Below are 12982 nucleotides of genomic sequence, written 5' to 3'. Positions count from 1 at the left end.
CCCCACGCTTTCAAGGAGCACCGACCGTGGCCGAGATCGTTCTCGAGGGCATCACCAAGCGGTACCCCGACGGCGCCCTTGCCGTACAGGACGTCAATCTCACCGTGGCGGACGGGGAGTTCGTCATCCTGGTCGGCCCCTCCGGCTGCGGCAAGTCCACCACCCTCAACATGATCGCCGGCCTGGAGGACATCACCGCCGGCACGCTCCGCATCGGCGACCAGGTCGTCAACGACAAGGCGCCCAAGGACCGGGACATCGCCATGGTCTTCCAGAGCTATGCCCTGTATCCGCATATGAGCGTGCGGGAGAACATGGGCTTCGCGCTGCGGCTCGCCAAGACCGACAAGGCCGTGGTGAAGGAGAAGGTGGAGGAGGCCGCCCGCATCCTCGACCTCACCGAGCACCTCGACCGCAAGCCGGCCAATCTCTCCGGCGGCCAGCGGCAGCGCGTCGCCATGGGACGCGCGATCGTACGCAGCCCCAAGGCGTTCCTGATGGACGAGCCGCTGTCCAACCTCGACGCCAAGCTGCGGGTGCAGATGCGCACCCAGATCTCCCGCCTTCAGCAGCGCCTGGGCACCACCACCGTGTATGTGACCCACGATCAGACCGAGGCGATGACGCTGGGCGACCGGGTCGTCGTGATGCGCGGCGGCGTCGTCCAGCAGGTCGGCACCCCGCAGCACCTCTACGACGAGCCGCGCAACCTCTTCGTCGCCGGGTTCATCGGATCGCCCGCCATGAACTTCCTCCACGCCACCCTGGAGGAGGACACCCTGCGCACGGCGATCGGCGCGCTCCCGCTCACCCCCGAGACCCGCCGGACCCTGGAGCGGCAGAGCGCGCCGCGCGACCTCATCGTGGGCCTGCGGCCCGAGGTGTTCGAGGACGCAGCCCTGGTCGACCCCGGAAGGGAAGGGCTCCGCTTCACCGCCACGGTGGAGGTGCTGGAGTCACTGGGCTCCGATGTGTACGCCCACTTCACCGAGGAGGGCTGGGAACCCGCGTCCGCCGCGGAACTGGACGAACTGGCCGCCGACTCGGGCGCGAGCGAAACCGGCGGCGCCGGCAACCAGATCGTCACCCGGCTGTCCACCGGCACCCGCATCCGGGAGGGAACCGAGGCGGACCTGTACGTGGACGTGTCGGGGATGCACGTCTTCAACCCGCAGACGGGCGTCAACCTCACCCACCGCGAGAACAGCGGGGGATGAGCCCGGGGCGCCAAGCGCTCCCACGGGGGTGCACATCCGCGCCGGACGGCCCGGATGCGCCGCACCTCCGCGCCCGCGGCCGCGTCGGACCGCGGGCGGCCGTCGAGAGCGTGCGGTCCCGCCGTGCCGGCCGCGCCCACACGGCGGAGCCACATGTCGACCCGGCCCCGCACCCCGTTGGGGCGCTGCGGCGTCGCGGGGCGAGGCCGCAGCGCCGGGGTGCGGGGCGAATGCGTGTGCCGGGGTGGCTGTTCGCGGCGTGAGGCCGCAGTGCCGGGGGCCGGCGCCGCCCCGCGTGCCGTCCCCCTCCCCGGAGGGGGTGCGGGGCGGAGCCCCGGTTTCGGGACGGGGATCCCCACGCCCTCGGGGCGTAGGGGCAGGGTGGGGAAGGGGGAGAAGCCCCGCGCCCTACGGACACCGGTAGACGAACCCCGCCGCGGCCGTCCGCCGCTCCGGCGAAACGATCCGCAGCTCCGCCTCCGCCCGGAAGTCCCCCGTGCCCTCGAACGACCACAGCAGATGCAGCCGCGTCTCCCGCTGTCCCCGTACCAGCCGCTCGGTCAGCTCGCCGGACGCCGTCCCGTCGTTGCGCACCCACCGGTACGTCAAGGTGCCGGGCCGTCCGTTGGTGGTGACCAGAGCCGTCACATCGGCGGTGCCGCCGCAGGACGGGCCCTGCGGGTCGGTCCGCACGGACACGTTCTGCACGGCGAGCGGAGCCCCGTACCGCTGCCATGCGAGGTAGCCGAGCACGGCGAGCAGGACCACCAGCGCCAGGGTGTAGCGGCGCAGGGCTGTGACGAGTCGGGAGGGGCGCGGGCGTTCGGGCGGCGGCGGGGGCTCGCCGCGCCAGAGGACGGCGGTGACGTCCCGGTCGCCCTGCGGGCGGACCGCGGCGGTGACGCCGGGGCCGAACCGGAGCACCGAACCCTCGACGCGGTCGGGTCGCACGGCCGGCCGTTCGACCCAGTGGCTGGCGAGCACGGTGGCGCTGTAGCTGTGCTCGACGCCGTCGGCCGCGGGCTGTTCGCCCTCCGGCGGGCCGCTCTGCGGCGGCCCGCTCTCCGGCTCGGGAGGTCTCATGAAGGCGGCGCGGGGGTCCTTCATCCGACCGGGCACTGCCTGGCCTGGAGCTGCTGCACGGACGAACCGTTCGCCGAAGCGGGCTCGGTGCGGGCGGCGACGCTCCAGTAGCAGCCCTTGCCCTGGAAGGTGTGGCTGATGGTGTACGCGCTGGCCCCGCTGTGTTCGAAGCTCTGGGCGGGTCCGTCGGGGATGCCCGCATCGCCCTTGGTGAACGCCGTGGCCCAGTCCACGGTGATCGTCACAGGGCCGGTGCCCCGGGTGCGGACCTCGACCGTCGCGGTGGCGGTGGCGGTGTCCCCGATCCGCCGCAGCGACGTGACGTACACGGAGACGACGGACACGGCCGGCGGGTCCGGGCGCTCCGGCGGATCGGGCGACACCGGGGGCTCAGGGCTGCCCGGAGGCGTGGGCGTCGTGGGCGGGCCCGGCGGGACCGGGGGCGTGAGGGAAGGCGACGGCGTCGGAGGCGGGGTCGGGGTGGGTGTTCCGGGCGGGGTGGCCGGGGTGAGGGAGGCTGCCGGAGACGGCGTCGGGGCCGTGCTCACCGAGGGAGAGCCGGACGGAACACCGTCCGGCGGCGAGGCCGTCGGCTCCTCTTGGGGTGACTGCGGCGACGCGCTGGTCGTCGCCACGGCCCGGACGGCCGTGTCCTGCGGCGCGTCGCCCGTGGCCTGCGCGGCGACGGACAGCACCACGCCCAGCACGAGCGCGAGCGCCGCGGCGAGCAGGCCCTGCTTGCCCGGCCAGAGCACACGCAGACCGTGCCCGTGGCCGAGCGATGTGGAGGCCAGGGCCGTGGTCCCGGCGGGCGGCGCGCCCGCCGAGGGGAACAGCAGCGGCAACAGCGCGGCGAGGGCGGCCAGTTTGCGCTGGCCGCGCTCCTCCCAGTCCGGGCCGTAGGCCGCGCAGGCCAGCTCCTCCAACTCGGCCACGAACGCCTCGGCGTTCTCCGGGCGCTCGTCCGGGGCCTTGGCCAGCCCCCGCCGGATCAGCGGACGCACCTCCTCGGGCGCGTCCTCCTCGGGGACGGGCGCGCTGGTGTGCGCCAGCGCCAGCTCGGCGAAGTTGTCTCCGGCGAACGGCTTGCGGCCCGTCACACACTCGAAGAACGTCGCCGTCGCGGCATAGACGTCGGCGGCCGGCGAGGCGGGCTCGCCGCTCCACTGCTCGGGCGCCATATACGCGGGAGTCCCGGCGACGCCGGGCGTCGTGCCGCGCCCCGCCGCGATGCCGAAGTCGACCAGCTTGGACGAGCCGTCCGCGGAGACCAGCACGTTCTCCGGCTTGTAGTCCCGGTGCACGACACCCGTTGAGTGCGCTGCCGCGAGCCCCAGCAGTGAACCCTTCAGCACGGTGAGAGCCGCCTCGGGCCCGGTGCTCCCCTCACGGGCCAGCAGCGCGCGCAGCGCCACCCCGTCGACCAGCTCCATGACGATGGCCGCGCCGTCCGGGGCCTCGACGTACTCGTACAGACGCACCACATGCGGTGAGTCGAGCCCGCCGAGCAGCCGGGCCTCGGCCCGGAACTCCTGGACGAACGCCTCGTCGCGCCGCATCCGCTCGTTGAGGTACTTGACGGCCACGGGGGTGCCGGTGGCGTCGTGCACGGCGAGCACGACGCGTCCGCTGCCGCCGGAGCCGAGCTCCCGGGTCTCGCTGTACCCCGGGACCGACCATGTGCTCATTTCGCTCCCTTGTCTCGGCTCGCTTCCCCCCGGACGCCGTCCGGGGGCCTCATGGGCGCTTCAGCGTCTGTCGACGGTCGATCGCGCTCGCCTGCCCTTTCCGCACAAGCTCCGCGCGTTCGCCCTCCCGACACCCGCGCGCCTCTTTGCCCCACTCGCCCGAACGGCCGGGCGCCAGGCTCTGCACCGGTAGGTGCGACAGGTGTGTCTCGCCACCACAGACACATTTCCGCCACACGGCGGTTCCCGTCAACGGCGACCGGCTCATGAGCGGTCCGGCGTTGGGCAGTCGGTGATCAGGCGGTGCAGCAGCTTCGCGGCCGCACGGCCGGAGGCCGGGTCGTTGAGGTGGGCATCGTACTCGGCCAGTTCCACCGCGCTGCCGCGCAGCCCGCCGCGTACGGCAGTGAACAGGGCTTCGTCCGCCCGAGGGTCGTGGATGCCGCCGGCCAGGTCGTCGGCGAGTTCGCAGAGGGTGAGGTCCAGCACGCCCGCGAACAGCCCCTGGCAGGCGAGGTCCTCCAGGGTGCGGCCGCCCGCGCCGCTGGCGTGGAAGACCAGCACCTCGTAGCCGAGCGCGGTGAGCTGCTCTCGTGCGGCGTCGACGCCCGGCGTGGTCACGCCCGCCATGCTGGCCGCGACCAGCGGTCTTCCGCCCGCGCCGAGTTCGGCGGGCACGAGGGCGCGTGAGGCCGCGGCGAATCCCTTGGCCATCCCCGCGGCGGCGTCCGCCGCGTTCGCCAGGATCGGCGCGGACACGCTGTTGATCCGGCTCGAAGCTCGGTGCGCCGTGGCCGGCTGTGCGCCCTGCTTTCACGCGGCGCGCGGTATCGCGCACGGCTCACCGCGCCCGCCGCCGACCGTGACGCTGAGCGACCGACCGGAGCGCATATGGGCCGACCGGCCCCAGGACGGGACTGAATGCCTCAAGACGGCGACACGGCGGCCGGACGAGCGTGAGAAGCGTACGAACGGCACTTCGCGGCCGTACGACCGCACCTCCCGGGAGATGACGTCATGACAACGAAGCGCGTGCTCGTGGCCTACGGCAGCAAGCACGGGGCCACCGCAGGCATTGCGGACGAGATCGGCAGGACCCTGCGCGACGACGGGTACGACACGGCCGTCCTTCCAGCCGGGGACGTCAAGGACGTCAGCGCCTACGACGCGGTCGTCCTCGGCAGTTCCCTCTACGCGGGACACTGGCACCGCGACGCCCGGCGCTGCGCCAAGCGCAACGCCGACGCGCTGCGGGAGCGGCCCGTGTGGCTGTTCAGCAGCGGTCCCGTCGACACCTCCGCCGACGAGCGGGACATCACGCCGGTCCCCGGCGCGGCCAAGGTCATGGAGCGCCTGCACGCCCGGGAGCACAAGACGTTCGGCGGCAGCGTGACCGAGGAGACGCCCGGCTGGATCGCACGCTCCATCGTGCGCCGGGGCAAGGGCGGAGACTTCCGCAACCCCGAGCGCATCCACGCCTGGGCGCACCACATCGGCGAGGCGCTCACCGAGGCTCCCTGACGGCATGGAGGCGGAGATGACCCGCACGCTGGAGTGGAAGGCAGGCGTCTACCTGTTCGAGGAGGACGGCAGGACGAAGGCGAAGGCCGTGCTCGACACGGGCGTCACCCGGCTCACGGGGCGCGGGGTCGCCCGCTGCAACCCCCAGGACGTCGATGTGCCGGAGATCGGCGACGAACTCGCGGTGAGCCGGGCGATGAGCGATCTGGCGGGCCAGCTGATGCGGATCGCCGACCGGGACCTGGAGGCGGTGGGGGCGGGGGAGGGCGGGCAGACGGCCCCGGACGCCGCGGAGCGGAAGGCGGACGCCCAGTACGGCTGGCCCGATGTCACGGCATAGGGCCACGCCCCCCATGTCGCGGGCATAGGGCCACGCCACCGGGCTGCTCGCGCGGCCGGTTCGCGAGGCCGCCCGGCTGTCCGTCCGCCTGCCGGCGGGCCGCCGAGGTCGCCGGCCGCCGAGGTCGCCGAAGCCGCCGAGGCGGCCGTCTGCCGCCGGGGCACGTCATATGACGTCATATGACGTCCAGCATCTCGCTCACCGGGCGGCGCGGCGTCTCCGGGCCCTGCGGTCCGTACCCCAGGCGCAGCACCATGTGCACATGGCCCATCGCGGACTGCGGATCCCGCACCGCCCAGCGCAGCTCGGGCCACTCCAGCGCCTGTGAGGTGAGGGAGGCGACCAGCCCGTCCAGGGTGGCCTGGAGCAGCACCCGCTCCATGGCCTGCCCCGCCCGCAGCCAGTCGGCCCTGGCATCGCCGGCCGTGCCCAGCAGCCCCAGACACGGGGCCTTCTCGAACACGGCGGAGGCGCGGCCGAGCGTCGGCCGCCGCCCGGCGAAGTCCCGCACCGGCGAGGTGACGTCCCATTGCCGCGGGCCGAGCGCATAGGCCGGGATGCCCTCGGCACGTTCGCCGCCCTCCGCCGCGTCCGTCCGGACCCAACGGGCGGTCTCCTCCCGCTTCGCCGGGTCGGCGGCCTCGCGGCCCTCGGCATCGTGCACCAGATCGAGCACCGACCGCACATGCCATGGGTCGGGGAAGACCAGCCGGGCCCCTTCGCGCACGGCACATCCGCTCAGCCCGTCGAGCAGGGCCTCGGGGATCTCCTCGTCGGTGAAGGGGAGCCGACTGGTGTGCCGCCGGCGGATCGCGGGGTACAGGGCGGCGGCATCGTCGCCGTCGGCGCGTACGGGCCGGACGAGCCGGACCTCGGCCGCCAGCCAGGGGTCGGCCGGATCGGGGAGCAGCTCGGTCTCCGGCTCAAAGCCCGCATGGGCGGCCGCTGTGCGCAGATTGAACAGCGCCGCCCCGCAGCCCAGGTGCAGACCGCGGTGGTCCGGGTCCGACCGCGGCATGGCCCGCTGAGGGTCGGCGCGCAGCTGCACCACGCCGCTGCGGCGCAGGAAGCGGAACCGCCACGGCTGTGCGTTGTGCATGGACGGGGCCCGGACCGCGTCCGCCACCAGGGCGGTCACCAGGGCTTCGTCGAGTGAGGGGACGGAGGGAGAAGACACGGGAGCCTCCTGACGGCGGCGTGGTCACTCATGGGCCACGACGGCCACGGGCGCGCCGCAGTGATGGATCACGGCGTGGGCGACATGGCCGATGTGGGCGCCGAGCGGGGACCTGCGGACACGGCGGCCGACGATGACGAGGTCGGCGTTGTCAGCCGCGTACACCAGCTCGCGGGCGGGCGGACCGATGACGGCGCGTTCGACGATATGCACCGAGGGGTACTTGAGCCGCCACGGCGTCAGCATGTCGCTCAGCGACTGGGCGACCGTACGGCCGACCTCCAACTGGACGCCGGGGTCGAGCACGGGCGCGTAACTGAAGACCGGCGGGAGCGTCCAGGCGTGCACCACACGCAGGGTGCAGCCCCGGTGCGCCGCCTCGTCGAAGGCGAAGGCCAGCAGCCGGTCGCAGGACTGGTGGATGTCCACGCCCAGCAGCACTTCGCCGTACGGGCCCGAGCGGTCGCGGCCCGGACCGCCCGCCCGCGCGTCGGCGGCCCGCACCAGCACGACCGGCCGCTCCGTGGCGCCGACCGCGGCCATGCCGACCGAGCCTACGAGGAAGCCCAGCACCGTGCCGAGGCCGCGGGAGCCGAGCACCAGCAGGTCCGCGTCCAACGCGTCCACGGCGAGGGCCGCGGCCGGCCTGCCGGTCAGCCGGCGGGTGCTGATCTCCAGCCCCGGGTGGCGTCGCCGCAGCTCCTCCGCCGCCTCGGTGAGGATGCCGTCGGCCCAGTCGCGCACCACGTCGGGCCGCACCAGCGGGGCGGCGGAACCGGCTGTGATCTCCTCGGCGTGCACCAGGCGCAGCACCGCCCGCCGCAGCAGCGCCTCCTCGGCGGCCCATTCGGCGGCGGCGAGGCTCTCCGGTGACCCGTCCAGGCCGGCGGCCACGTGGTGTGTCATGGTGCGGACCTCCTTTCGGCCGCCGGTGCGGCCGCACCCTCAGCCTCGCCGCCGCCCGTGCGGCGGCAGCAGGGGCCGAGGGTCCCGCCGCGGGACCGAACAGCCCCCTCTCCGAGCGCTTCGGCGCCTGCGGCCGCCCCGGTCACGACTTGAGCGGCGGCTGCGGCTGCGTGGACGGCGGTGTGGGCACGAGCGGCTGGGAGGCGGGATCGATGCCGCCCATGTCCAAGCGGAACGGCGGATACTCGTCCGTCATCAGGCTGGCGTACGCGGTCACCCGCAGCGTCCACCGGTTCAGTCCCATGATCAGGTCGAACAGATCCCGGGAGTACGCCGTGGTGACGGCGACGATCACGGCCGCGATGACCGCCAGCACCGAGATCAGTCCGCCGATCCACATGCGCGCCTGGTAGCCGCCCACGAAGAAGCCGACGACGATGTAGTGCGGAATGGCCAGCAGCCACCACTTCACCAGCACCAGGCCGCGCGACAGCCGCTCGGGATAGGCGATCTCCAGCCGCGCCGGGTAGCCGGGCTCCTCGCCCAGGCTGAAGGGCGGGTAGCGGTCGGTCGCGAGTGCGCCGTACGAGTAGAACGACACCCGCCAGGACCAGCGCAGCACACCGACGTTGAAGTCGAACAGCGGTCGCGGATACCTCTCGGTGAACAGGATCGCGAAGAAGGCGATGACGCTGACGACGAAGAACGCGATCCAGAGGAAGAACAGCACGATGTAGTGCGGGATCACCAGGATCCACTTCACCAGCCACAGCCAGCGCGAGAGGGGGGAGTCCAGCGCCGCGTCCACACGGACGGGCGGATAGACCGCGGGTGTCGAAGTCATCGCTTGCTCAGCTCCTTTGCCGGAAGACCTGGGAAGGTCACGGGTGTTCTCGGGTGAGACGGCCGCGCACCTCGTCGGTGAGCGCGGCCAGCCGGGGGGAGAAGACGGGCACGGGCGCTTTGGGCCCGCGGATGCGCCGTGCCGAGGCCGGCAGGGCGGCGAGGTCGGCCTCGAAGCGGGCCCGGGCGCCGTCGAGCGTGTCGGGGGGACCGGTCCTGCGCCCGTCCCGCATCACCGTGCGCAGCAGCGGCTCGGCGTCCTCGGGGGGCGGCTCGTCGTACAGCCCGATCACGTCGGCGCATCCGGGGCGGCGGAAGACCTGTTTGCGGCCCGGCGCGGTCACCTTCGCCGACGACAGCTTCATGACCGGCCGGCCGTCGTACGCGACGAGCTTGTAGGCCGCGTCGAGGTAGGGGGCGTCGGCGGCGACGCCCACCCGGGTGCCGACGGCGTAGACGTCGACCGGCGCGCCCGCCCGCACGAGGTCGTCGACGCCGTACTCGTCCAGGCCGCCGCTCACGATGATCCGCACATCGCCGAGCCCGGCGTCGTCCAGCATGCTCCGCGCCCGGCGCGCCAGCGCCCCCAGGTCGCCGCTGTCCAGCCGGACGGCGCACCCCGGACCGCGCCGCAGCTCCGCGAGGACCCGCGCGGCCACGGCGACGCCCGCCTCGGTGTCGTAGGTGTCGACCAGGAAGGTGACCGGGCCGGGGTGGGCGCGGGCGAACGCCCGGAACGCCTCCTCCTCGCCAGGGAACGCCTCGACGTAGGAGTGGGCCATCGTGCCGGAGGCGGGGATGCCCAGCCGCACGGCCGCCGCCACATTGCTGGTGCCCGCGAAGCCGGCCAGCGCGGACAGCCGGGCGGCCTGCAGCCCCGCCTGTGTGCCGTGTGTGCGCCGCAGGGAGAAGTCGATCAGCGGCTTCCCGGCGGCCGCCAGCACACAGCGCGCCGCCTTGGAGGCCACGCAGGTCTGGTGGCACACCTGGTTGAGCAGATACGTCTCGACGAGCTGGGCCTGCGGCAGCGGTGCGGTGACCTCCAGCAGCGGCTCGTCCGCGAAGACGAGCCGCCCTTCCCGAACCGCTCGAACCTCCCCGTCGAACTCCAGGCCGAGCAGCGGCTCCACATCCCCGACCGGCCGCTCCAGGGCCTCGGCGAAGTCCCTCACCTCCCGCGGACCGACCCGGAAGGCGGAGAGGTAGTCCAGTGCGGGCTCCAGCCCGGCGGCGACCAGAAAGCCCCGGCCGGCCGGCAGGTCCCGGACGAACAGGCTGAACGTGGCGTCCTGCCGCATGTCCTCGCGCACATACGACAGCGCCATGGTCACTTCGTACAGATCGGTGACGGTGACGTCGGACATCGTGCGCTCGCCGGTCCCTTCCGGGCACATTCGGATCACACCCTGTCTCACCAGAGTGGAGCGGAGGCGATCATTGCGCACAGGGGCCGTTCGGCCCCCCGCGGCACCCCGGAGGCCCTCACCGCGGGCGCACCGCGGTGCCACCGTGAGACAGACACCGAGGCGGCCCGAACGGAGACCGATGTGACGCCCTCCGCCGAACGGACCATGCCGCGTGCCGCCGGAGAGGGCGGCGGCCTCACCGACGCCGAGGCGGCGCGGCGGCTCGCGGAGCACGGACGCAACGAGGTGACGACCCGACGTTCCGTACCGCTGTACGCACGGATCGCCGCCCAGCTCCGCGATCCACTGATCATGGTGCTGCTCGGAGCGATCGCGCTGACGGTCGCCATCGGCGACCACGCCGACACGGTGGTCATCGCGCTGGTCGTCGTGGTGAACACCGCGGTCGGAGTGGTCCAGGAGATCCGGGCGGACAACGCCGTCGCCGCCCTGTCGGCGCTCTCCGCGCCCGCCGCGCGCGTGGTGCGGGGCGGAAGGCAGCGGGAGGCGCCGGCCGCGGAGGTGGTGCCCGGCGATGTGATCCTGCTGGGGGAGGGGGACATCGTCCCGGCCGACGCCCGGCTGACCGAGGCCTCGGCGCTGCTCGTGGACGAATCCATGCTGACCGGCGAGTCCGTGCCCGTGGACAAGGACCTCCGAGCGGAGGCCGGCGGCAGCGCGGAGGCGGCGACGCTCAGCGCGGGCACCGTGGTCGTCCGCGGCAGGGGCGTCGCGGACGTGACGGCCACCGGCGCGGACAGCGCGCTCGGCAGGATCGCCGCGCTGCTCGAAGGCAAGCAGGAGCCCTCGCCGCTGCAGCGCAGGCTCGCGGCGCTGGGCCGCGTCCTCGCGCTGGTCACCCTGGCGCTGTGCGCGGTGGTCTTCGGACTGGGACTGCTGCGGGGCCTGGGGTTGGGCACGATGTCGGTCACCGCCATCAGCCTCGCCGTGGCCGCCGTGCCCGAGTCGCTGCCCGCCGTCGTCACCCTGGCGCTCGCCCTGGGAGCGCGGCGGATGGCCGCCCGCCACGCGGTGGTGCGCCGGCTCCCGGCGGTGGAGACGCTGGGCTCCGTCACCATGCTGGCGACCGACAAGACGGGCACGCTCACCGAGGGCCGCATGGTCGTCCGGCACATCTGGACACCCGGCGTCGCCGTGGACGTCACCGGCGTCGGCTACGAGCCCGAGGGGGAGCTGCGGACCGGGGACCGGGCGGCCCGGCCCGGCGAGCTGGCCCCCGTCCGACGGCTGCTGACCGCCGCCGTACTGTGCAACGACGCCGCCCTGCGGCCGCCGGGCGAGCGGAACGGCGGCGCGGTGCGCTGGAGCGCTCTGGGCGACCCCACGGAGGCGGCGCTGCTCGCCGCGGCGGCCAAGGCCGGCTGCGACGAACCCGGCCGGCTGCGCCGGACGCACCCGAGAATCGCCGAGGAGCCCTTCGACAGCCTCCGCAAACGGATGACCACCCTGCACACCGCGCCGTCCGGCGAGATCCTGGTCTGCCTCAAGGGCGCGCCCGAAACCGTCCTCGACGCCTCCGTCCTCGACGACGGCCCCGCCCAGCTCGACCGGGCCGGGCAGGAGGCCGCCCGGCTCGCCGCCCTGGGCTACCGGGTGCTGGCCGTGGCCTCCGGGACGCGCCGCCGGGCGCCCGCCAGCGCGTCCGATGCGGAGAGGGGCCTGCGGCTGCTGGGGCTGGCCGCGATCAGCGATCCCCCCAAGCCCGCGGCGGCCGCCACGCTGGCGGCCTGCCGGTCCGCGGGCATCACACCCGTGATGGTGACCGGAGACCACCCCGCGACGGCCCGGGCGGTCGGCTCCGAGGTGGGGCTCCTGGGCGCCGACGGCCCCGACGGCGCGGCCGAACAGGTGGTCACCGGGCACGCCCTGGCCGCCGGCGAGGTCCCGGACGTCACCGCCGTACGGGTGTTCGCCAGGACCGACCCGCAGCAGAAGCTGGACATCGTCGAGGCCTGGCACACCCACGGCGACGTCACCGCGATGACGGGCGACGGGGTCAACGACGGCCCCGCGCTGCGCCGCGCGGACATCGGCGTGGCCATGGGCCGGCGGGGCACCGAAGTGGCCCGGCAGTCCGCCGATCTGGTGCTCACCGACGACGAGCTGTCCACCGTCGTGGCGGCCGTCGAGGAGGGGCGGCGCGTGTACGACAACATCCGCCGCTTCCTGCTCTACGGGCTGGCGGGCGGCGCCGCGGAGATCCTCATCATGCTCATCGGACCCGCGCTCGGGCTCACACTGCCGCTGCGGGCCGGACAGATCCTGTGGATCAATCTGCTGACCCACGGGCTCACCGGCGTTGCGATGGGCGCGGAGCCCGCCTCGCCGTCCGTGATGCGCCGTCCGCCGCGCCCGCCCGAGCAGCATGTGCTCGGCCACGGCCTGTGGCAGCGGGTGCTCTTCCTGGGGGCCGCGGTCACCGTGGTGTCGCTGGCGGCCGCGCTGGCGGTGCACGCCGTGGACGGCCCCTGGCAGAGCGTGCTGTTCCTGTCGCTGCTGGCGGCGCAGCTCGGGGTCGTCCTGGGACTGCGGTCGCCGCTGCTCACCCGGGACAACCTCTTCCTGCCGCTGTCGGTGCTCGCCTCGGCGGCCCTGGGAGCCGCCGCCGTGTATCTGCCCTTCCTGCGTTCGGTGCTGGAGACCGAGCCGCTGGGCTGGGCCGAGGCCGGTCTGGCCGCTGCCGTCGGCGCGGCGGGGTTCGCCCTCGCCCGGCTGACCGGACAGCCGTGGGTGCGCAGGCTTCTGGCTGCGGGCTGATGCGCGGGCCGGCGCACAGCCGG

At 74.0% G+C, this 12982-nt stretch carries 11 protein-coding genes; 4 read left to right on the top strand and 7 right to left on the bottom strand.

Annotation, left to right across the window (positions count from 1 at the left end; all coding sequences use genetic code 11):
- Positions 1–26 precede the first annotated feature (26 nt).
- Positions 27–1217 (top strand): ABC transporter ATP-binding protein, encoded by a 1191-nt coding sequence (locus QCN29_RS08685; protein ID WP_279927146.1) that lies wholly within the window; start codon positions 27–29, stop codon positions 1215–1217.
- A 408-nt stretch (positions 1218–1625) separates the two neighbouring features.
- On the opposite strand, the gene QCN29_RS08680 is transcribed toward QCN29_RS08685, so the two are convergent.
- From QCN29_RS08680 to QCN29_RS08670, 3 genes are all read right to left on the bottom strand, one after another.
- Positions 1626–2324, bottom strand: a complete 699-nt coding sequence (locus QCN29_RS08680) for a hypothetical protein (protein ID WP_279927145.1) — start codon at positions 2322–2324, stop codon at positions 1626–1628.
- On the bottom strand, positions 2321–3988 hold the full coding sequence (locus QCN29_RS08675; protein ID WP_279927144.1) for a serine/threonine-protein kinase: 1668 nt from the start codon (positions 3986–3988) through the stop codon (positions 2321–2323). The genes QCN29_RS08680 and QCN29_RS08675 overlap by 4 nt, the downstream gene beginning before the upstream one ends.
- 264 nt (positions 3989–4252) lie before the next feature.
- Entirely contained in the window at positions 4253–4747 is a 495-nt protein-coding gene (locus QCN29_RS08670; RefSeq protein WP_398859156.1) for a Tm-1-like ATP-binding domain-containing protein, read from the bottom strand.
- A 258-nt stretch (positions 4748–5005) separates the two neighbouring features.
- Here QCN29_RS08670 and QCN29_RS08665 point away from each other — a divergent pair, with 258 nt between their 5' ends.
- Positions 5006–5509: a flavodoxin domain-containing protein gene (locus QCN29_RS08665; protein ID WP_279927143.1), complete on the top strand. Its 504-nt coding sequence runs from the start codon at positions 5006–5008 to the stop codon at positions 5507–5509.
- Between the two features lie 16 nt (positions 5510–5525).
- The gene (locus QCN29_RS08660; RefSeq protein ID WP_279927142.1) at positions 5526–5849 is read left to right on the top strand and encodes a DUF1876 domain-containing protein; all 324 of its coding nucleotides are present in this window, start codon (positions 5526–5528) and stop codon (positions 5847–5849) included.
- Positions 5850–6024: 175 nt separating this feature from the next.
- Here QCN29_RS08660 and QCN29_RS08655 read toward each other — a convergent pair whose 3' ends face one another.
- The 4 genes from QCN29_RS08655 to QCN29_RS08640 all read right to left on the bottom strand — a co-directional run bounded on the left by QCN29_RS08655 (position 6025) and on the right by QCN29_RS08640 (position 10139).
- A complete protein-coding gene (locus QCN29_RS08655) occupies positions 6025–7026 on the bottom strand; it encodes an Acg family FMN-binding oxidoreductase (RefSeq protein WP_279927141.1) in 1002 nt (333 codons plus the stop codon).
- 24 nt (positions 7027–7050) lie between these two features.
- Entirely contained in the window at positions 7051–7932 is an 882-nt protein-coding gene (locus QCN29_RS08650; protein WP_279927140.1) for a universal stress protein, read from the bottom strand.
- Between the two features lie 142 nt (positions 7933–8074).
- Entirely contained in the window at positions 8075–8776 is a 702-nt protein-coding gene (locus QCN29_RS08645) for a DUF4389 domain-containing protein (RefSeq protein ID WP_279927139.1), read from the bottom strand.
- A 37-nt stretch (positions 8777–8813) separates the two neighbouring features.
- On the bottom strand, positions 8814–10139 hold the full coding sequence (locus tag QCN29_RS08640; protein ID WP_279927270.1) for a nicotinate phosphoribosyltransferase: 1326 nt from the start codon (positions 10137–10139) through the stop codon (positions 8814–8816).
- 183 nt (positions 10140–10322) lie between these two features.
- On the opposite strand from QCN29_RS08640, the gene QCN29_RS08635 reads away from it, so the two are divergent.
- Entirely contained in the window at positions 10323–12959 is a 2637-nt protein-coding gene (locus tag QCN29_RS08635; RefSeq protein ID WP_279927138.1) for a cation-translocating P-type ATPase, read from the top strand.
- Positions 12960–12982: the final 23 nt, after the last annotated feature.

It is taken from the genome of Streptomyces chengmaiensis (genome assembly GCF_029846775.1).
GTDB classification, from domain to species: domain Bacteria; phylum Actinomycetota; class Actinomycetes; order Streptomycetales; family Streptomycetaceae; genus Streptomyces; species Streptomyces chengmaiensis.
The sequence above is the reverse complement of the archived record's forward strand: the minus strand, read 5'-3'. Positions and strand labels throughout refer to the sequence as shown.

Excerpts from the sequence above, each read along its gene's own strand:
- QCN29_RS08640 (WP_279927270.1), bottom strand. The coding sequence starts at position 10,139 with ATGTCCGACGTCACCGTCACCGATCTGTACGAAGTGACCATGGCGCTG.
- QCN29_RS08650 (WP_279927140.1), bottom strand. The coding sequence starts at position 7,932 with ATGACACACCACGTGGCCGCCGGCCTGGACGGGTCACCGGAGAGCCTC.
- QCN29_RS08680 (WP_279927145.1), bottom strand. The coding sequence starts at position 2,324 with ATGAAGGACCCCCGCGCCGCCTTCATGAGACCTCCCGAGCCGGAGAGC.
- QCN29_RS08660 (WP_279927142.1), top strand. The coding sequence starts at position 5,526 with ATGACCCGCACGCTGGAGTGGAAGGCAGGCGTCTACCTGTTCGAGGAG.
- QCN29_RS08645 (WP_279927139.1), bottom strand. The coding sequence starts at position 8,776 with ATGACTTCGACACCCGCGGTCTATCCGCCCGTCCGTGTGGACGCGGCG.
- QCN29_RS08675 (WP_279927144.1), bottom strand. The coding sequence starts at position 3,988 with ATGAGCACATGGTCGGTCCCGGGGTACAGCGAGACCCGGGAGCTCGGC.
- QCN29_RS08665 (WP_279927143.1), top strand. The coding sequence starts at position 5,006 with ATGACAACGAAGCGCGTGCTCGTGGCCTACGGCAGCAAGCACGGGGCC.